This window comes from Lacticaseibacillus hegangensis, from assembly GCF_003946465.1.
Lineage (GTDB): Bacteria > Bacillota > Bacilli > Lactobacillales > Lactobacillaceae > Lacticaseibacillus > Lacticaseibacillus hegangensis.
Genome location: NZ_RHOL01000013.1, coordinates 1 through 18312, shown reverse-complemented (window position 1 = coordinate 18312; position 18312 = coordinate 1). Strand labels below are relative to the sequence as shown.

Sequence of the window (18312 nt, the reverse complement as noted above, 5' to 3'; positions counted from 1 at the left end):
GCCGAAAGGCCTTGAGGCAATGGCAGCCTTTCGAATTGTGTCAGGTCCGGAAGGAAGCAGCACTAAGAATCGTTTGTCATGTGCCTTAAGTTTTTGAGCAAATAAACAAGGACGCACCCGCAGCGGGTGGCGTCCTTTTTCTGCTCATCAGGTGATGGCCCCGTCAGTTCAGCGCCAGGTGGTCAAGTGCCGAAGCGACAGCTGGATCGCGCTGCGTGCCGGCCGCCACAATACGCCCGCCTTGCATAACGAAAATCCGGTCCGCCTTTTCGAAGGTGGCGGCATTGTACTGGTGGGTGATCATGACAAAGCCTTGCTTCATGTTAAAAATGTCTGCCTGGAGTTGATCGGCAATCTTCGGGTCGAGTCCCGTGGTCATTTCGTCCAGCACCATGAACTGATAGTGTCGCAGCAACAGGCGAGCCAAAGCGACCCGCTGTTTTTCCCCACCTGAAAGCAGGGGGCTGGTGCGGTCGACCACCGTGTCCAAATCGTGCACTGCGAGCCAGTCGCTCATGCCGGCCTGCCGCAGGGCGGTTTCGACCTGATCATCCGCGTAATCTGTGCTGAACAGCGTGACATTATCGCGCACCGTCCCGGCAAAAATATCGGCCTGCTGCTCGAGCTCGCCAATCAAGCCAAAGACGGCTGCCGGCGCTAACTGCGCGGCGGGCTGATTGCTCAGGGTGACCTGCCCGGCGGTCGGGTTCAGCTCCCCAAGCAGCAGCCGCATCAGGGTGGTTTTCCCACTGCCACTGGCCCCGACCAGCAAGTACTTGCGGCCCGGCTCAAGCGTTAGGTCGATGTCGTGGAGCACATCTTGGTAGCCGGCCTGCTGAGCCGAGATCAGCGGGCTGGTCAAGGTCAGTGCCGCGGGCGCGGTCTGAGCGGCAACCGGTCCGGCGTCTTGGGCCAAGTCGGCCAGATGACTCGCAACCTTGCGAGCCCCGTAGAACTCCGCTAGCATCTCGGTCAGCAGTGCCATTGGCCAGTTGAAGAAGCTGGCCAGCTGGGAAAAGGCAACCAGTTGACCCAGCGTGATCTGACCCTGGCGCACAAAATAGGCACCAACCAGCCAGGTGCCCAGGTACATGACGTCACCCAGGAAATCGGACATACCGCTGGTGATTTTTTGAACTTGCTGCTCGCGTGTGGAAGTGTGCCGCACGTCCGCGCTGACCGTTTGGTGCAGGCGGCGAAACGGCGGCTGTGCGAGTGCGTGGGCGATGGTCGTAAATCCGCTAAGCGCATCCGTGACGCGGCTGGTGTAGCGCTCAATTGCAGCAACCACATCGTCTTTGGCATGTTCAAGCGGCTTTTTGACCAAAAACGGAAAGACTAGCGCCGGCACGCTCAGCAGCACGACAGCCAAAGTAATCACCGGGTCGATCAGCAAGGTGCCAGCCGCGGCAAAGACCAACAGCATCAGCAGGTAGAAGGCACGCAGAATCACGTGAAAGTAACTGCTGGTGACAATGTCGACCTGTTTGGTGAGCTGGGTGACGTAATTACCGACCGGCTGCTGGCCAAACATATTCGGCCGTAGCGCCAGGTCATGGCGGAATAAGTCACGCCGCAGCTCATCACCCATGCGCAGCGGAAGCGCCTCGTTGACATACTCGCTGGCCGAATCCGTGACGGCCTGGATCACTAGGTACCCCAAAATCAGGGGGACGGCGACAGTAAAGGCGAGATTGACGCGCCCGGTGGCGATGTCAGTGATCAGCTGCAGCACGTATGAGTAGGCGACCAGCACGGCCGCAGCGGCGATACTGAGTCCGATGGACAAGGCAACGCGCCATGGGTGACGGGCAAAGTAATGAAACATTTTTCTCCTCCAATTCTAATCTTTCAAAGCGTAGCACTTCACCAGGAGTGTGACAATGTGAAATAAAGAGCGCCGCCAACGCTCTGGGCTAGGCTAGCCATCCCGCTAAAATCACCCCGCTTCGCAGCCTTCATAGTTGCACTCAGTGAGGCAACGTGGGAGTGGCTTGATCAGCTTGTAGCGCTGTGCGCGTACAAGCTGACATGCGGCAGCAGCTACGGCGACCGCCCTGCCGCCAAAGCCCGGCGGCAAAGCTGTCACTTAGGCTAGCCATCCCACTAAGTTCGCCTCACTTCACAGCCTTCATAGTTGCGCTCAGCGGGGCAACGCGGGCCTGTCTAGCTACGGCAGCAGCCTCGCCGCCCAAGTACGGCGGCAATGCCGCTACCTAGGCTAGCCATCCCGCTAAGTTCGCCTCACTTCACAGCCTTCATAGTTGCGCTCAGCGGTGCAACGCGGGCCTGTCTAGCTACGGCAGCAGCCTCGCCGCCCAAGTACGGCGGCAATGCCGCTACCTAGGCTAGCCATCCCGCTAAGTTCGCCTCACTTCACAGCCTTCATAGTTGCGCTCAGCGGTGCAACGCGGGCCTGTCTAGCTACGGCAGCAGCCTCGCCGCCCAAGTACGGCGGCAATGCCGCTACCTAGGCTAGCCATCCCGCTAAAATCGCCCCGCTTCGCAGCCTTCATATGTTAAACTAGAACAGTTAGAAAGGATGAGGACGCGTGGCTTATCAAGCGCTATACCGGGTCTTTCGGCCCCAGCAATTCAAAGATGTGATCGGCCAAGACGCGATCACCACAACGCTAAAAAATGCGCTGATCGAGCAGCAAACCAGCCACGCCTACCTTTTCTGTGGACCGCGCGGGACTGGGAAAACCAGCGTCGCCAAGATTTTGGCCAAGGCACTGAACTGTCGCAATCTTAAAGATGGCGAGCCGGATAATACCTGCGACCTCTGCGTGGCGATCAACAACGGCAGTCTGACGGATGTGATCGAAATCGATGCTGCTTCGAACAATGGGGTCGACGAGATTCGCGACATTCGCGACAAGGCTAAGTACGCGCCGACTGAGGGCAAGGTCAAGGTTTACATCATTGATGAAGTCCACATGCTGTCGACGGGGGCCTTTAATGCCTTGCTGAAAACCCTGGAGGAACCGCCGGCGCACGTGGTGTTCATTCTCGCCACCACCGAGCCGCAAAAAATTCCGGCCACGATCATCAGCCGCACGCAGCGTTTTGACTTTCGCCGGATCACCGCCGATGACATCGTCAAGCGGATGCAATTCATCTTGGACGATAAGCAAATCACTTACGACAATCAGGCACTGATGGTGATTGCCAAGGCCGCAGAGGGGGGCATGCGCGATGCGCTGTCCATCCTCGACCAGGTGCTGGCGTTCGGCCAGGAACACGTCACGGTGGCAAATGCACTGGACGTCACAGGCGGGGCGGCTGCTGTCCAGCTTGGCGAGTACTTGCAGCACGTGGCGGAAAAGGACACCGCAGCGGCGCTGACCACCATCGAACAGCTCCTGGCGTCCGGAAAAGACGCCGGCCGCCTGATCGACGACCTCATTGGCTACCTGCGTGACCTGCTGGTGTTCCAGCAAGCGCCGGCACTGGTCAACGACACAGCCAGCGCGCTTCAGGATAGTCACTTCAAGGCCCTGGCCGAAAAGTTTCAGCCTGATCAGCTGTACCACATGATTGCGGTGCTGAACACCACGCAAGGCCAGCTGCGGCTGACGAACAGTCCCACGCTATACCTGGAAGTGGCAACCGTCCAACTTGGCCAGCCGGCACCCCAGCCCGCCGCAGTTGAATCGGCCCCGCCGGTGGCTAGCGCGGAAGTCAAGCAGCTTGAGCAGACGGTGGCTAAGCTTTCCAAGCAGCTGCAGACGCTGCAGCAAGGGGCGCCAGCGCCAGCAGCGGCGCCGGCTAAATCGGCCGCGCGCGTCAGCGTGAAGGTGGCCAAAGAAAAAATTTATCCGATTCTCGGTGCCGCAACGAAGAAAGATCTTGAGGCGGTCAAGGAGATTTGGCCAGACCTCCTGTCGATGCTTTCGGTGCCAGACCAGGCGATGATGAAAATCTCCAAGCCGGTGGCTGCTAGTCCGACCGGCGTGATCGTCAGTTTTGCCTACGACATTCTGATCGAACGGGCCAACAGCGATACCGCGCTGATGACCGCGCTCGCGGATGACCTCGGCAAGCTGATGGGCGGCCCGCGCCAGGTCGTGCTGGTGCAGGAGCAGCAGTGGCCTGCGGTGCGCAAACAGTACTTGGACGAGCACGGCGCGCCGAAGGCTAAGTCAGCGCCGCAGGAAGAGTCTCCGGTGGTCAAGCCAATCACCGACTTATTCGGTAAAGAACCCAATATTACAGTCAAAAATGACTAGAAAGCGTGATTGATATGATGCGTGGCGGCAATATGGCAGGCATGATGAAACAGATGCAAAAGCTGCAAAAGGAAATGACCCAGGCCCAAGAAGAGCTGAACAACAGCGAATTCACGGCGACTTCGGCCTCAGACATGGTCACCGTGACCCTTGCCGGGGATAAGACCCTTAAGGACATTCAAATCAAGCCCGAGGCCATCGACCCTGACGACCCTGACATGCTTCAGGATTTGATCATTGAAGCGATGAATGCAGGCCTGAAGCAGGTCGATGACGCAACCAAGCAGAAGATGGGCAAGTACACCCAGGGTCTGCCGCGCTAGGAGGCACCATGCAATATCCACAACCGATTGAAAAGCTGATCGACAGCTACATGAAATTACCCGGGATTGGCAGTAAAACCGCGACTAGGTTGGCGTTTTACACCATCGACATGAATAAGGACGACGTGGCTAGTTTTGCCGCCGCTTTGACGGCGGCCAAGACGCAGCTGCACTACTGCAGTATTTGCGGCAATATCACCGATGATGACCCCTGTGAGATCTGCCAGGATAAAAGTCGCGACCAAAGCACGATCTTGGTCGTGGAGCAGCCCAAGGACGTGATGAGCATTGACCGCACCAACGATTACCACGGGCTGTACCATGTGCTGCACGGGGTTTTGAGCCCAATCGAAGGCAAAGGTCCGGAAGATTTGAACATCGAAAGTCTCATCAAGCGCCTTCAGGATCACCCCGAGGTTAAAGAAGTCATTGTGGCCACCAACGCGACGCCTGAGGGTGAATCGACTGCCCAGTACTTGGCGCGGCTGATCAAGCCGGCGAAAATCAAGGTCACCCGGCTGGCGCACGGCCTGGCGGTGGGCTCAGACATCGAGTACGCCGATCAGATGACCCTGCTGAAGGCCGTCGAGGGTCGGACGGAACTATAAGGAGGCGGCGCCATGTTTTTTGGCAAAAAAAAGCCCAGCATTAAGGACGCGGCAGACCTGCAGCTGATGGATGAAATCTATCGGGTGCGTGACCGCATGGCCAGCCAGCGCAAGCTTGTCGGCTCGTTTCGGGAAATCGACGAGGTGACCAAAGCGCAGCTGGATCTGCAGGCGGCGCTGTTCGATTTTTTGCATCGCGAAGCCCGGGAGCGTCAGGTTCCCGGCCGGTTGGTCGAGCAAATGGCCGCACGTTATCTTGAAGAAAATCAGTAAGGGCTTCGCTGCGGCGAGGTCTTTTTATTTGGAAGCAACCGGTGATGGTTTAATTCGGTCGGCTTTTCAAGTAAACTAGAACCATTAACAGATGAAAGAGTTGAAGGCAGTGGCAGGCAGATTCATTACGTTCGAAGGCCCGGATGGGGCAGGCAAGACCAGTGTACTGAACGCGCTGATCCCAATTATTGAAAAGCACGTGGCCATGCCCGTGCGACTGACCCGCGAGCCCGGCGGGGCCGAGATCTCGGAGAAAATTCGCAGCCTGATCCTTGACCCAGCGAACACTGCGATGGACGCGCGCACCGAGGCGCTGCTGTATGCGGCCTCGCGCAGGCAGCATCTCGTTGAGGTCATTGACCCCGCGCTGGCCGCCGGGGACATGGTGATTTGCGACCGCTTTGTCGACTCTTCAGTGGCTTATCAAGGCGGAGGCCGCCAGATTGGCGAGGCGGCCGTACTGGCGATGAACCAGTTTGCCACCGATGGGCAGGCGCCGGAGCTGACGCTTTATCTCGACATCGAAAGCGCGGCCGGCTTGGCCCGCATTAAGGCGCATCGCCAGTCGCGGCAGTACGACCGGTTGGACCAGGAAAGCCTGACCTTCCATCAGCGGGTGCGCGCGGCTTATCTGCGCTTAGCTCAAGCGGAGCCAACGCGGATTAAAACCATTGACGCCAGCCAAGCGTTGCCGCAGGTCGTGGCCGATTGCACACAAGTGTTAGCTGCTCACTTAGGGCCCGCTTGGCAGTAAACTAGTCATGAAGCAGGATTTGATAGCCGAAAACAGGGGGAAAAGCATATGAAGTTGATTATGGCCATCGTTCAAGACAAGGATTCGAACCTGTTGTCTAGCGAGTTCATCGACGCAAACGTGCGGGCGACCAAGCTGAGCTCCACTGGCGGCTTTTTGAAGTCCGGGAACACCACTTTCATCATCGGGGTGGAAGACGAGCGGGTGGATGAGGTGCTGCAGATCATCAAAGAATCTGCGCAGACCCGTCGCCAGTTCATGACCCCGCCGGTCAATTTGGATGCCACCTCCGATTCCTCAATGGCGTACCCGGTTGAGGTCCAAGTCGGCGGCGCCACCGTCTTCGTGCTGCCAGTGGACGCGTTCCACCAGTTCTGATGAACACGATTGAACAATTGCAGCCGACGCTAGTGCGTCAGTTTAGTCAGATCGTCGGCGCCGGTAACCTGAGTGCCGCCTATATTTTTGCCGGGGCGGCTGGGACCGGTAAGGCGGCGCTCGCGCAGTGGCTCGCGATGCGCCTCTTTTGTCAAAACGTCCAAGCTGGCCGGCCCTGCGGTGAGTGCGCCGAGTGCCAGCGGGTCTTGTCTGGCAACCATCCGGATGTGGTTTGGCTGAACCCTGAGGCCAAAAGCATCAAGGTCGACGACGTGCGTGCAATGCGGCAGGAAATGAGCAAAACTGGGGTCGAAGGCAATCGCCGCGTCTTCGTCATTGAAGGCGCAGAGCGGCTGACGGCCGGTGCCGAAAACAGTTTGCTGAAGTACTACGAGGAGCCAGTCCCGGGGATGACCATTATCCTGACGACCACGGCCAAAAATCAGCTGCTGCCGACGATCCGCTCGCGGGCGCAGGTGATCAACTTTCCCAAGCCGCCGGCCGCAAGCGTTCAAGAAGCGCTGACCGCCAAGGGCGCAGATGCGCGGCTGGCGGCAGTGGCTTCAAACTTGACCGCGGACATTGCGGCCGCCTCGGCGCTGATCGAAGATGAATCGTTTGACAAGCGCGTGACGGCAGTGCTGCAGCTGGTTTCACAGCTGGGTAAAAATGACGCCACGGCGTTTGTCGCGGTGCAAACGACACTGGTGCCACTGGCGAAGACGCTCCCGGAGCAAACCCAGACGCTGGCCCTGCTGGGGCTGGCCTACGCCGATGCGCTGAATCAGCACTACCACGTGCAGGCGCCGCGCACCTACGGCAATGACCTGGCGATCCTTGCGCTGGCCGAACAGCCGGGGTCGCGGCTGAGCACTGGCCTGGCGGCGGTTTTGACTGCGGAGATCCGCCTGGGCCAAAACGTGTCGTTCCAATCGGCAGTCGAGGCCTTGGTGCTGCAACTTTTAGAAGGGTGATTTTGTGGAGAAAAAAGATCTGTACGACAACTTCATTCAACTGGAGCATGATGCTCAGGCGCTGCTCACGCGCGTGACCGGGCTGAAAGCCGATATGGCCAAGGCCTTAGAGCGCAATGCGGAGCTGGAAATGGAAAACAAGCACCTGCGCGAGCACCTCGAAGCGCTCGATAACACCCATGCCGAGTCGACCGGTGCCACTGAGCTGACCAAGTCTAAGGCCAACCTGGAAAGCTTGTACAACGAAGGGTTTCACGTGTGCCCTTACATGTACGGACAGCGCCGCGTGGACGATGAGCCGTGCGCCTTTTGTCTCGACGTCATTTACGGTGAGCGCTGATGACCGCGCAGCAGATGTCCAGTTTTGCCAGCCACGACACCGGCACCCTGTACTTGGTGCCTACGCCCATCGGCAATCTCGACGATATGACGTTTCGGGCGGTCAAAACGCTCAAGACCGTGGACCTGATTGCGGCCGAAGACACGCGCAACACCCAGAAGTTGCTCAATCATTTTGAGATCGAAACCAAGCAGATCAGCTTTCACGAGCACAACACCCAGGCACGGATTCCCGAGCTGCTCGCGCGCCTTGAACAGGGCGAGTCGATTGCCCAGGTGTCGGATGCGGGGATGCCATCGATTTCCGATCCCGGCAAGGAGCTCGTCAAAGCGGCCATTGAGGCGGGTATTCCGGTGGTGCCGCTTCCTGGGGCTAACGCCGCCTTGACGGCGCTGATCGCCAGCGGCATCGAACCACAACCATTCATGTTTTACGGTTTTCTGCCACGCAAGGCCAGCGAGCAGAAGGCGGCGCTGACCGCCCTTGCCGAGGAGCCTCAGGCAGTCATTTTCTACGAGTCGCCGTATCGGGTGGCCAAAACGCTGACGACCATTCGCGACATTTTTGGCGAGCGCCAAGCGGTCTTGGCCCGGGAGCTGACCAAAAAGTTTGAGGAATTCATCCGCGGCAGCTTGTCGGAGCTTATCGACTATGCCAGCGCCGGCGCGCGCGGCGAGTTCGTCATTATTGTTGCGCCTGGAGAGAAAAAGGCCAAGGCGCCAAGTGATGTGCCGGTCGCCACGCAGGTGCAGACACGCATTGACGCTGGCGCGCGGCCCAATGACGCGATCAAGGCGGTCGCCAAGGAAAACGGGCTGAAGCGGCAACAGGTCTACAATGCGTTTCACGGTATTCAGGAGGAATCATGATATACAAAGAGGAACTGACGGTGCCTTTTTTCATGGGCACGCAAACTGGCACGCTAAGTTTAGCCAACATGGCCAACATCATGCTGCTGGTGTCTGAGAATCAGCTGGATCAAGTCGATGCCGGCATTGCTGGGCTGGCCAAGCACGGCGCCGGCTGGGTGATCACCCAGTACCACATCGACGTGACGCGCATGCCGAAAATCGACGAGCACCTGGTTGCTGGCACCGAGGCCACCTCTTACAATAAGCTGATGACCTATCGTGAGTACTGGCTCGAAGATGATGCGGGCCAGCGCCTGGTGACGATGCGCGGCGCATGGGTGATGATGGATCTGGAAAAACGCAAGATCATTCCCATCATTCCGGCATTTGCGGAAAAAGTCGGCGCGAAGTTCGATAGCAAGGTCGAGCGCTTCCCGCGGCTGGCTAAGCAAGGCGAGTTCGACACCACCGTGCCTTACCGGGTGCGGTACTTCGATATCGACGGCAACGGCCACGTCAACAATGCGCACTACATGGAGTGGATGGAAGACGTCTTAGGCGAAGACTTTCTTCTCACGCACCGGCTAGTCGAAGCCGACATCAAGTACGCGCGGGAAGTTGCCTATGGCACCACCGTTGACTCAGCGGTCCGCATTGATGGCGACACCTCGTATCATCTGATTTCAACCGCCGGCGTAGCCAACGCTGAGGCAAAGCTGCGCTGGGCGAAAAAGTAGGCCAGCTGGACGCTTGATGGCGCAAAAAAATAGCAGCCGGGTTCACAAACTTGTGTCCCTGACTGCTATTTTAGTGGGCCAGCTCTAGTTTCATGCCGGCCAGCGGACTGTCATCAAAATTTTCTTTCTGCTTAACGGTTTTGCCAAAATTGTCGATCAGGCCGTGGAACTCCTGGGCATCTTTCAGCGTCCAATCCGCGACTTCAGGTAGCCGACGGTAAAGCTGCTGGTACGTGTTGGCCGGGACACCGAGCCAGCCGAACAGGCGCCTTGAGTAGTTGTCAGCGATGAAGGTCGGCTGGTCAAACACATACAGGCGCAGCGCGTCAGCTGTTTCCTGACCGATGCCGGGCAGGGCGAGCAGCTGCTGGCGCAAGTCTGCCGCCGGTGTCTTGCCAATGGCGTCCAGATCAAAGCGACGGGCTTGCAGCCAGGCCATGAGCGCCACCAGCGCACGGCTTTTGTTTTGATAAAACCCGCTGGGTCGAATCAACGGGATCAGGTCTGCCTGCGAAAGTGCCGCGAGGCTTGCCGGCGCAAATTGAGTGGCCGCACGCAGGTTGGCCAGACTGCGATCGACGTTGCGCCAATTAGTGTTTTGTACCAAAATGGCGCCAACTGCGATCTCCAGTTTAGAATCCGCTGGCCACCAGCCTGATGGCCCCAGCAAGGCGGCTAAACGCTGATACAGCGTCCAAGGGGTGAGCTCAGCTGACGGCATTGTTCACGTACTCAGCCAGAGCCTGGCCAGTCAGCCCTGAAGACAAACCGACAATCAGCTTGATGCGGGCCTTTTGCCCGTTCAGCCCCTGGCAGAAGGTGACGCCCATTTGTTTGAGACCCACGCCGCCGCCTTCGTAATCGTAAATGTCCTCGGCCATGCCGTTGAAGCACCGCGACACCAGCACGACGGGCACACCGCGGTCCAGCAGGCGCTGCAAGGCCGGCAAGGTCGCAGGCGGTAGGTTCCCTGCCCCCAGCGCTTCAATTACCAGGCCAGCGGTTTCTTTCGGCAGCGCGTCAAACAAGGTGCCGTCCATTCCGGCGTACGCCTTGAGTAGATAGACGTTGGCTACCACGTGATCGATCGGCGCCATGCCTTTTTGAAGCAGCTTTTCAAAAAAGCGGGGCCCGTTCTTGGTCACTAGCCCGATGGGGCCAAACGACGGCGTGCGAAACGTCGAGACGTTGGTCGTGTGGGTCTTGGTGACAAACCGTGCCGTGTGGATCTCGTCGTTCATGACCACCAGGCAGCCCATCCCGCGTGCTTGGTTGCTGGCAGCTACGCGGACGGCGCTGAGAAAGTTGTAATTGCCATCGGCGCCAATCTCGTTGCTGGAGCGCATGGCACCGGTCACCACCACGGGGATGGTGGAAGGAGTCGTGAGGTCCAGGAAAAAGGCGGTTTCCTCTAGGGTGTCCGTACCATGGGTGACCACGACGCCGTCAATGCCGTCGACTTCCGCCTGCCGAATACGCTGGCTGAGGGCCAGCATCTTCTCCGGCGTGACGTGTGGGGAAGGCAGGTTGAAAATCTCCTCGGAAGAGACGGTGATGTCTTTAAGCTGGGCGGGCACGGCCATCATCGGGTTGTTAGTGCTAGGCACCACATCACCGGCGTCATTTTCGGTCATCGAGATCGTGCCGCCGGTGTGTAAAGCAAGAATATGTTTCATGAGCTGCCTCCTAGAATGATTAGTTTTAGCTTAGTGGGCGGGCCGCGGGAATGCAAGCCAGGACCCAGACAAAAAAACACCGCCAGGGCAGGCGGTGTTCTTGCCTCTGGGCGGAGGCTGTAACGCTAGGTTACAAGAGACAATGATACGACCAGCCGGTTAAAAGTGCTTTGGTGGCGGAGAGGAAAGTGTGAAGAGTTCGCTGTGAGTCTTCTCATCTCAATCGCCAAGTGAAGCTTCGCACGTTGTTGCAATTTTCTGCAAACGGTCTAGACTTATGCTCGTACCACTAATCTAGGAGTAGGCATCAACGCGTTAAGTGCCACCGGAACGGAATGTGAACGGTGGACGAAGGCCATGTGGGCCGCGGTGTTGACGCCGCATTCGCCTGATCGTTAGGCGTCTCCAACAAAGGAGATTGTCACTATGGAAGTATTATCTTTTTCTGGCCCCAAGATGAAAACGACGCGCACCGTCGTTTTGATGGGTCTTTTTTTGGCGATGGATATCGTCTTGCAGCGGTTCTCGTTTGGGCCGGCGTTTCTGAAGTTTGGGGTCGGCTTTTTCGCCACCGCGCTGATGGGCTATTACTTGGGCCCGTGGGTGGCGGCGGTCGATGCCGCCATGGCTGACCAAGTCGGCGTGCTACTGGCCGGGGGACCCAACATCCCGCTGTACACGATTAGCGCAGCGGTTGCGGCGTTCATCTACGGGGCATTTTTCCACAATCACAAGGTCACGCTCTGGCGTGTGCTCGCACCGGTGGCCATCGTGCTGATTTTTGTCAATATTGGCCTGGGCACCTGGTGGCTGGCACTGACGGGGTTCAAGTGGCAGGTGATCCTGCCGACGCGTGCCGTCAAGAATCTGATCATGATTCCGATCCAGACGGCGCTGACCTACGCGGCGTTACGCGCGGTCGAACGAATCAAGCCGCGACTATGACTTAGCATGATTGAAGCGCTCATTACGAGTGCTTTTTTGGTCTCGAGATTAAACCTGGAGCAAAAAAATATTTTGCAAAAAATCATTGACAGCGTTTGCATTGCGTGCTATCTTTATATCGGATGATGGGAGGGCGAGGACGGTACCGCCTCGTCAGATTCACTCGGAAACTCCCTGGCGATCCGACCTGCACCTTGGGGCCGCCAGGCACGTTGAGCCTTCCGATCGGTTTGGCGATGAAGACCATGTGAAGAGCATGGGGTCCTTACAGGACGCGTGAGGGATGCTGCTATCACTTTCCTAACTTAATAAAGCGACCGGCCCTGGTGACAGTGGTTGGGATAGCAGGCAGGGGCAACCCTGCAATAAAAAGCCACCGGGGCAACCACGGTGGCAGGGGACACCATTTCGCAAGAGATGGTGCCCTTTGCGTGCTTCAGGGATGAGCACACACGCCCTTGGGTTGGCAAATGGCCATTCAATGGTAGAATAAAGACCGACTAGAAACGGGGGCAAGGCAATGAAAATCCTAGCGATGGACACGTCCAATCAGGCGATGAGTGTCGCGGTGATGGCGGACGGCCAACTGCTGGCGGCATCGACAATCAATCATAAGAAGACCCACAGTGAGCAACTCCTGCCGACCATCGACCGTTTAATGACAGTCAGCGGCCTGACCCCTGCTAAATTGGATCGGGTGGTCGTGGCAGATGGTCCCGGTTCTTACACCGGCGTGCGCATCGCGGTCACGACGGCCAAAACGCTGGCAGACACGCTCAGCCTTGAACTGGTTGGAGTGTCGAGCCTGGCGGCGCTGGCAGCTGGAGCGGTCGGCACCACCAACTTGATCGTGCCCATCATGGACGCCCGCCGGCAAAACGTGTTTGCTGGGGTCTACCAGTGGCTGGATGGTGAGCTGATCAACGTGGTCGAGGACCGGCACTTGGCGCTGACACAGCTGCTGGGAGAGCTCAAGCTCCTGCGGCAGCCCAGCACGTTCGTTGGCAGTGACGTGGCTAAGTTCACTGAGTCAATCAAGGCCACACTTGGCGCCTCGGCGCATTTTGTCGATGCACTGGCCAACTTGCCGCAAGCGGGACGCTTGGCACTGCTTGGCGCACAGCGCACGCCGGTTGACGTGACCACTTTTGTGCCGCGCTACCTGCGGCTCACTGAAGCGGAGACGAATTGGCTCAAGACGCATGACGATAAGGGGCACGCACCTTATGTTCAGAAAGTTTAAGCAGTGGTTTGACCGTGAACCGCCCGTTGAGCTGGCTTTTCCCGCACAATCCTTGCATGTTGGCGAAACCACTTATCAGCTGCGGCGGATGACCAATGATGACATCGATGCGGCCCTGGTCATGGAGAAGGCAATCTATCATGACACGCCTTGGGATCGAATCGCGTTTATCTCTGAGCTGCGGAAGACACAACGCTCACTTTATTTAGTGTTGTTTGATGAAGACGTGTTGACCGCGTTCATCGGTTGCTGGTTCGGCAAAGACGAGGCACACATCACTAACATCGCGGTGGCCCCCTTGTATCAAGGACAGGGCATCGGTGAGGCGCTGATGCGGCTGATGATCGATAAGGCGTATGACCTTGGCACCAGTGAAATCACGCTGGAGGTGCGGACGGACAACGCGGTGGCGCAACACCTGTATCACAAGTTAGGGTTTCAGGATGGCGAGATTCGTCGTGGCTATTACGTCAGCACGCATGCCGACGCAATGGACATGCGCAAACCGTTGGAATAGAAAGGATAAGTCATGACAAAGCGCGAATTGATCTTAGCATTTGAAAGCAGCTGCGATGAAACCTCCGTGGCCGTAATCGAAGACGGCACCAAGATCCTCAGCAACATTATTGCCACGCAGATCAACTCGCACAAGCGTTTCGGTGGGGTCGTACCGGAAGTGGCCAGCCGCCATCACGTGGAACAGATCACCGATTGCATTGATTTGGCGCTGAATGAAGCCAATGTCAATTATTCAGACCTGACCGCCGTGGCCGTGACTTACGGTCCGGGCCTGGTCGGGTCGCTGCTGATCGGCGTGACCGCCGCCAAGACGGTGGCGTACGCCCACCAGCTGCCGCTGATTCCGGTCAATCACATGGCGGGGCACATCTACGCTGCACGGTTCGTTAAGCCGCTGCAGTACCCGCTGCTGGCATTGATGGTGTCCGGCGGGCACACGGAGCTGGTCACGCTGACTGCCCCTGGCGAGTTTCACATCATCGGGGAGACGCGCGACGATGCGGCCGGTGAAGCTTACGACAAAATCGGCCGGGTGCTTGGCATCACCTATCCGGCTGGTAAGGAAGTCGATCGCTTGGCACACTTGGGCCATGACACTTTCCATTTTCCCCGCGCCATGGACGGCGAGGACAACCTCGACTTTTCTTTCAGCGGGCTAAAGTCGGCGTTCATCAACACGGTGCACCACGCCGACCAGATTGGCGAGCAGTTGAGTCGTGAAGATCTGGCTGCGAGTTTTCAGGCGGCGGTCGTTGACGTGCTGGTGGATAAAACTGTGCAGGCGCTACACCAGCACCCAGTTGATCAACTGGTAGTCGCCGGTGGAGTTGCCGCGAATCAGGGCCTGCGCGAGGCGATGACCGCGCGGCTGGCCGAAGAGTTTCCCAACATCGACGTGATTATTCCACCGGTGCGCCTGACCGGCGACAACGCGGCGATGATCGGCGCGGCGGCGCACATTGAGCTCGCCAAGCACCACTTTGCCGACGAGACGCTTAACGCGGTGCCAAACTTGAACTTTCAGCACGCTTAAGCGTGACAAATCATCAACAAGACCACGTTGCAACCGGAGGAGTGTCCCAGGCTGCAATGTGGTTTTATTTGTCTCACCGCCACAGATCGATCGCCGAAAAAATCAGCAAAGCACCGACAATCAGGTTAATGCCGTGAAAGTGGCGGTGGTAGAAGCGGTTGATCAGCTGGCCGCCCAGCGTCCAGGTCAGCGTGCCCAAAGCCCCCAGTGCGACCATCAAGGTCCAGCGCAGGGGAATCGCCGATAGTGCTCCGGTCAGGCTGAAGGCTCCTAGCCCGGTGATAAAGTACAAGTAGCATTTAATGTTGGTGAATTGAAGCAACAGTCCAGTGGTAAAACTGGCCGTGCTGGCGCTGTTGTCGTCGGGGCGACTGATCATGACATGGTAGGCCAAGTAGACGAGATAGGCCGAGCCAATTACTTTCATTACGGTGATAAAGGTCGGTGCACGCTGAAGCCAGTCAGCAAACAGCCCGGCGGCGATGCCAATCACACCCATACCGACCGCCATGCCGAGGTTCAAGCGCAGGCTGCGCGCGAAGCCGCGCGTTTGCCCCGAGACCATCGCCATGATGGTGTTGGGTCCTGGTGTGAAGGACATAATTAAGAGAAACGAGAGAAAAGCGAGCATAGGCGCCTCCAAATATAATTGCAAATGCAATGGGATAATGATGCTAAGCTTACTCGTTTCTAATTGCAAATACAATCAGTTATCAGTTTCATTTGGCGAGTAAGGCCGGTATACTTAAGCGGGAGGCGAGCTGATGTTTGATGTGATTCGAGAAATTGGGGCCATCACGCGCCTGATTCAAACCAAAAGCAACGCTGAGTTTCGGGGGTTGGGCCTAGGCAACAACGCGTTTATTTACGTCATTCGCGCCTGTGAGCAACCCGGTATGTTCATGGGTGAGCTGGCCGATTCGGTCCAAATCGACCGCACGACCGCCTTCCGCACGATCAAAAAAATGGTCGCGGGCGGATGGTTTGAGCTAAGAGCCGACGCGACTGATCAAAGACTGCGCCGGGTTTATCCAACCAAGAAAGCCAAGGCGGTTTATCCGCGCCTGCATGCCTTCGAACAGGCGCAGTCTGATTACCTGCTCAGCGGTTTGACGCCAAATGAGCGGACGCGGCTGACCGCGCTGGTCAAGAAGCTCAAGGTCGAAGAGCCTTAGCCAATAAAAAATCACCGATTACTCGGTGATCGAAGCCCGACGCAAAATGTCGGGCCTTTTTCTCGTTTTAGTCCTGCATGTCCTCCAGCTTGAGGCTGGCTTTCTCCCAGGCGTCTTCCACCTGCTGGGAGGTTTTTTGGTTCTCGTCAAGCTGAGCCTGCAGCTTTTGCATTTTGACGTAATCGCTCAGGGCCTCAGGGGCGGCCATGGCGGTTTGAATCTGTTCGGCCTGCTGGGCAAGCTCATCGATCTGCTGTTCAAGCTTATCAACCTCGCGCTGGACCTTCCGCAGGTCGCGCTGGTTCTGCTTGCTTTGCTGGTAGTCGACCGCGGCCGCGTTGCCGGGCTTTTCTTCCGGCTGCTCGCCCTTGGCCTCCGCTTTAGCGGCCTCGACTTCTTCGAGCTTTTGCTGGTAGTAGTCCCAGTTGCCCAGGTACAGGTCTGAGCCGTCCGGGCTGATGGCCACGATGCTGGTGGCCAGCTCGTTGATGAAGTACCGATCATGGGAGACGAAGAGCACCGTACCGTCAAAATCGGCCAGCGCGTCCTCCAGGACCTCCTTGGAGTTGATGTCCAAGTGGTTGGTCGGCTCGTCAAGAATCAGGAAGTTGTCGTGCCGCAGCGCGAGCTTAGTGAGCTCTAGCCGGGCCTTTTGGCCGCCAGATAGATCGCCGACCCGTTTTTCAATGTCCCCGGCGTCAAAGAGAAAGGCGGCCAGCGCGGAGCGGACGCTTTGCTCCGTCATGGTCGGATGATCATCCCAGATTTCAGCGATGACGGTTTTGTCCCAGTGCAGCTGGTGCTGATCCTGATCGTAGTAGCCAGTTTCAACATTCGTGCCGAACCGAGCCTCGCCGGCCAGAAATGGCAGCTGGCCGAGAATGCTCTTGAGCAGGGTCGATTTGCCGACACCGTTGGGGCCAATCACCGCGATGCGGTCGTGCTTATTGACCTGAAAATCGATTGGGCCGGCCATCGGGGCTGCCTGGTCGTAGCCGATCGTGGCGTGCTGGACTTTCAGAACCTCATTGCCGCTGGTTTTCTCCGCCGAAAAGTGAAAATGGACCTTCTTCTCAGTGCCATTTGGGCGCGGCAGCCGCACCATTTTCTCCAGCTGCTTGCGGCGGGCCTGGGCCTGCTTGGTGGAGGAGGCGCGCACGATGTTCTTGTCGACGAACTCCTGCAGCTTGGCGATTTCTTCCTGCTGCTTGTTGTAGGCTTTCCATGCCAGCGCGTTGTTTTCCGCTTTGCGCTTCAGGTAGCCGGAATAGTTAGTGGTATAGTGCACGGCCATGGAAGGGGTCAGCTCGTAGATTTCCGACACCACGTGGTCCAGAAAGTACTGGTCATGGCTGACGGTTAGGATGGCGCCGGCGTACCCCTTGAGGTAACCTTCGAGCCAGCCGAGCGTGTCGATGTCCAAGTGGTTGGTCGGCTCGTCGAGGATCAGCAGGTCGTGCTTTTCCAGCAGCAGTTTGGCCAGGGCCAGCCGGGCGCGCTCGCCGCCGGACAGGGTGGCCACCTTCATGTCCCAAGTGTTCTCGGGGAAATTGAACCCGTGCAGGATCCCGCGAATTTCGGCACGATAGCCGTAGCCGTTTTGCTCCTGGAAGTCGTGCTGAAGCTGGTCGTACTGCTTCATGGTTTGGTCGAAAGCGGCCTGGTCCTGGGCCAGTGCCGGGTCAGCAATCTGCGCCTCTAAGGCGTGCATGCGCTTTTCCATGGCAATCAGCGGCGCGAATACGGTCAGCAGTTCATCAAAAATGCCGCGCTCGGAGTCCAGTCCCGAATCCTGCGCTTGGTAGCCGATTGAGACATCGTGGGCCAGGGTGACCTGACCATAGTCGGGTGGGTTGAGGCCGGCGAGAATCTCCAGCAGCGTCGTTTTCCCGATGCCGTTGGGCCCGACCAGGCCGATGCGCGCACCAGTTTGCACTTCTAAGTTAATGCCCGTGAACAGGTCGAGGCCGTTGAAAGTGCGGCCGACACCTTGGGCTTGCATGATGATCATGGTGATATCTCCTTACTTTGCCCGCATGGGCGCGAATCGTCTGCAACCAGTTTACCATACCAAATCCAGCCACTCGTGAAAAAAGGTGAGCAAGCTGGAGCCACAGGGCTGTCAATCGTTTTTCGACTTTGTCGCGAAAATAAGTGATTATCTGCTCGGTTGATAAGCCATTTGGTTGGCTTCGTAACGGTTCATTCCTAATGACATAAGATAGTCTCGATAGTTCATCAAACGCCATGG

Annotated in this window: 20 protein-coding genes, 1 other RNA gene and 1 riboswitch; of the genes, 16 read left to right on the top strand and 5 right to left on the bottom strand. The window is 57.7% G+C overall.

Features of this window, described 5'->3' with window-relative positions:
* Positions 1-8: 8 nt before the first annotated feature.
* Positions 9-95: signal recognition particle sRNA small type (ffs, locus tag EKM86_RS05300), an RNA gene on the top strand.
* A 68-nt stretch (positions 96-163) separates the two neighbouring features.
* On the opposite strand, the gene EKM86_RS05295 is transcribed toward ffs, so the two are convergent.
* Entirely contained in the window at positions 164-1828 is a 1665-nt protein-coding gene (locus tag EKM86_RS05295) for an ABC transporter ATP-binding protein (RefSeq protein WP_125755783.1), read from the bottom strand.
* A gap of 724 nt (positions 1829-2552) precedes the next feature.
* Here EKM86_RS05295 and dnaX point away from each other — a divergent pair.
* From dnaX to EKM86_RS05245, 10 genes are all read left to right on the top strand, one after another.
* Positions 2553-4232, top strand: a complete 1680-nt coding sequence (gene dnaX / locus EKM86_RS05290) for a DNA polymerase III subunit gamma/tau (RefSeq protein ID WP_125755781.1) — start codon at positions 2553-2555, stop codon at positions 4230-4232.
* 17 nt (positions 4233-4249) lie between these two features.
* Positions 4250-4555 (top strand): YbaB/EbfC family nucleoid-associated protein, encoded by a 306-nt coding sequence (locus tag EKM86_RS05285; RefSeq protein WP_125755896.1) that lies wholly within the window; start codon positions 4250-4252, stop codon positions 4553-4555.
* 8 nt (positions 4556-4563) lie between these two features.
* The gene (gene recR / locus EKM86_RS05280; RefSeq protein ID WP_125755779.1) at positions 4564-5163 is read left to right on the top strand and encodes a recombination mediator RecR; all 600 of its coding nucleotides are present in this window, start codon (positions 4564-4566) and stop codon (positions 5161-5163) included.
* A gap of 12 nt (positions 5164-5175) precedes the next feature.
* A complete protein-coding gene (locus EKM86_RS05275; RefSeq protein WP_125755777.1) occupies positions 5176-5436 on the top strand; it encodes a YaaL family protein in 261 nt (86 codons plus the stop codon).
* 109 nt (positions 5437-5545) lie between these two features.
* The gene (gene tmk / locus EKM86_RS05270) at positions 5546-6190 is read left to right on the top strand and encodes a dTMP kinase (protein WP_125755893.1); all 645 of its coding nucleotides are present in this window, start codon (positions 5546-5548) and stop codon (positions 6188-6190) included.
* A 48-nt stretch (positions 6191-6238) separates the two neighbouring features.
* Entirely contained in the window at positions 6239-6568 is a 330-nt protein-coding gene (locus tag EKM86_RS05265) for a cyclic-di-AMP receptor (protein ID WP_125755775.1), read from the top strand.
* On the top strand, positions 6568-7542 hold the full coding sequence (holB, locus tag EKM86_RS05260) for a DNA polymerase III subunit delta' (RefSeq protein WP_125755773.1): 975 nt from the start codon (positions 6568-6570) through the stop codon (positions 7540-7542). The genes EKM86_RS05265 and holB overlap by 1 nt, the downstream gene beginning before the upstream one ends.
* A 4-nt stretch (positions 7543-7546) precedes the next feature.
* Positions 7547-7882: a DNA replication initiation control protein YabA gene (locus tag EKM86_RS05255; RefSeq protein WP_125755771.1), complete on the top strand. Its 336-nt coding sequence runs from the start codon at positions 7547-7549 to the stop codon at positions 7880-7882.
* A complete protein-coding gene (gene rsmI, locus EKM86_RS05250; protein ID WP_125755769.1) occupies positions 7882-8751 on the top strand; it encodes a 16S rRNA (cytidine(1402)-2'-O)-methyltransferase in 870 nt (289 codons plus the stop codon). Before EKM86_RS05255 ends, rsmI begins: the two co-directional genes overlap by 1 nt.
* A complete protein-coding gene (locus tag EKM86_RS05245) occupies positions 8748-9470 on the top strand; it encodes an acyl-[acyl-carrier-protein] thioesterase (protein WP_125755767.1) in 723 nt (240 codons plus the stop codon). Before rsmI ends, EKM86_RS05245 begins: the two co-directional genes overlap by 4 nt.
* 70 nt (positions 9471-9540) lie before the next feature.
* On the opposite strand, the gene EKM86_RS05240 is transcribed toward EKM86_RS05245, so the two are convergent.
* Positions 9541-10191 (bottom strand): endonuclease III domain-containing protein, encoded by a 651-nt coding sequence (locus EKM86_RS05240; protein ID WP_125755765.1) that lies wholly within the window; start codon positions 10189-10191, stop codon positions 9541-9543.
* The gene (locus EKM86_RS05235) at positions 10178-11146 is read right to left on the bottom strand and encodes an asparaginase (RefSeq protein WP_125755763.1); all 969 of its coding nucleotides are present in this window, start codon (positions 11144-11146) and stop codon (positions 10178-10180) included. The genes EKM86_RS05240 and EKM86_RS05235 overlap by 14 nt, the downstream gene beginning before the upstream one ends.
* 294 nt (positions 11147-11440) lie before the next feature.
* Positions 11441-11538, top strand: a riboswitch (THF riboswitch).
* 34 nt (positions 11539-11572) lie between these two features.
* Here EKM86_RS05235 and EKM86_RS05230 point away from each other — a divergent pair.
* The 4 genes from EKM86_RS05230 to tsaD all read left to right on the top strand — a co-directional run bounded on the left by EKM86_RS05230 (position 11573) and on the right by tsaD (position 14886).
* On the top strand, positions 11573-12091 hold the full coding sequence (locus EKM86_RS05230; protein WP_125755761.1) for a folate family ECF transporter S component: 519 nt from the start codon (positions 11573-11575) through the stop codon (positions 12089-12091).
* Between the two features lie 520 nt (positions 12092-12611).
* Complete coding sequence (gene tsaB / locus EKM86_RS05225) at positions 12612-13334, top strand: tRNA (adenosine(37)-N6)-threonylcarbamoyltransferase complex dimerization subunit type 1 TsaB (protein WP_125755759.1); 723 nt, start codon at positions 12612-12614, stop codon at positions 13332-13334.
* A complete protein-coding gene (gene rimI / locus EKM86_RS05220; RefSeq protein ID WP_125755757.1) occupies positions 13318-13851 on the top strand; it encodes a ribosomal protein S18-alanine N-acetyltransferase in 534 nt (177 codons plus the stop codon). The genes tsaB and rimI overlap by 17 nt, the downstream gene beginning before the upstream one ends.
* 12 nt (positions 13852-13863) lie before the next feature.
* Positions 13864-14886, top strand: a complete 1023-nt coding sequence (tsaD, locus tag EKM86_RS05215) for a tRNA (adenosine(37)-N6)-threonylcarbamoyltransferase complex transferase subunit TsaD (protein ID WP_125755755.1) — start codon at positions 13864-13866, stop codon at positions 14884-14886.
* A 73-nt stretch (positions 14887-14959) separates the two neighbouring features.
* On the opposite strand, the gene EKM86_RS05210 is transcribed toward tsaD, so the two are convergent.
* Positions 14960-15487, bottom strand: a complete 528-nt coding sequence (locus EKM86_RS05210) for a LysE family transporter (RefSeq protein ID WP_225419359.1) — start codon at positions 15485-15487, stop codon at positions 14960-14962.
* Positions 15488-15650: 163 nt separating this feature from the next.
* On the opposite strand from EKM86_RS05210, the gene EKM86_RS05205 reads away from it, so the two are divergent.
* Complete coding sequence (locus tag EKM86_RS05205; RefSeq protein ID WP_125755751.1) at positions 15651-16061, top strand: MarR family winged helix-turn-helix transcriptional regulator; 411 nt, start codon at positions 15651-15653, stop codon at positions 16059-16061.
* Between the two features lie 67 nt (positions 16062-16128).
* Here the strand turns inward: EKM86_RS05205 and abc-f are convergent, their stop codons facing one another.
* On the bottom strand, positions 16129-18072 hold the full coding sequence (gene abc-f / locus EKM86_RS05200) for a ribosomal protection-like ABC-F family protein (RefSeq protein ID WP_125755749.1): 1944 nt from the start codon (positions 18070-18072) through the stop codon (positions 16129-16131).
* Positions 18073-18312: the final 240 nt, after the last annotated feature.

Coding starts and splice junctions, on each gene's coding strand:
- EKM86_RS05295 (WP_125755783.1), bottom strand. CDS start 1,828: ATGTTTCATTACTTTGCCCGTCACCCATGGCGCGTTGCCTTGTCCATC.
- EKM86_RS05285 (WP_125755896.1), top strand. CDS start 4,250: ATGCGTGGCGGCAATATGGCAGGCATGATGAAACAGATGCAAAAGCTG.
- recR (WP_125755779.1), top strand. CDS start 4,564: ATGCAATATCCACAACCGATTGAAAAGCTGATCGACAGCTACATGAAA.
- EKM86_RS05275 (WP_125755777.1), top strand. CDS start 5,176: ATGTTTTTTGGCAAAAAAAAGCCCAGCATTAAGGACGCGGCAGACCTG.
- EKM86_RS05265 (WP_125755775.1), top strand. CDS start 6,239: ATGAAGTTGATTATGGCCATCGTTCAAGACAAGGATTCGAACCTGTTG.
- holB (WP_125755773.1), top strand. CDS start 6,568: ATGAACACGATTGAACAATTGCAGCCGACGCTAGTGCGTCAGTTTAGT.
- rsmI (WP_125755769.1), top strand. CDS start 7,882: ATGACCGCGCAGCAGATGTCCAGTTTTGCCAGCCACGACACCGGCACC.
- EKM86_RS05245 (WP_125755767.1), top strand. CDS start 8,748: ATGATATACAAAGAGGAACTGACGGTGCCTTTTTTCATGGGCACGCAA.
- EKM86_RS05240 (WP_125755765.1), bottom strand. CDS start 10,191: ATGCCGTCAGCTGAGCTCACCCCTTGGACGCTGTATCAGCGTTTAGCC.
- EKM86_RS05235 (WP_125755763.1), bottom strand. CDS start 11,146: ATGAAACATATTCTTGCTTTACACACCGGCGGCACGATCTCGATGACC.
- EKM86_RS05230 (WP_125755761.1), top strand. CDS start 11,573: ATGGAAGTATTATCTTTTTCTGGCCCCAAGATGAAAACGACGCGCACC.
- tsaB (WP_125755759.1), top strand. CDS start 12,612: ATGAAAATCCTAGCGATGGACACGTCCAATCAGGCGATGAGTGTCGCG.
- rimI (WP_125755757.1), top strand. CDS start 13,318: ATGTTCAGAAAGTTTAAGCAGTGGTTTGACCGTGAACCGCCCGTTGAG.
- tsaD (WP_125755755.1), top strand. CDS start 13,864: ATGACAAAGCGCGAATTGATCTTAGCATTTGAAAGCAGCTGCGATGAA.
- EKM86_RS05210 (WP_225419359.1), bottom strand. CDS start 15,487: ATGTCCTTCACACCAGGACCCAACACCATCATGGCGATGGTCTCGGGG.
- EKM86_RS05205 (WP_125755751.1), top strand. CDS start 15,651: ATGTTTGATGTGATTCGAGAAATTGGGGCCATCACGCGCCTGATTCAA.
- abc-f (WP_125755749.1), bottom strand. CDS start 18,072: ATGATCATCATGCAAGCCCAAGGTGTCGGCCGCACTTTCAACGGCCTC.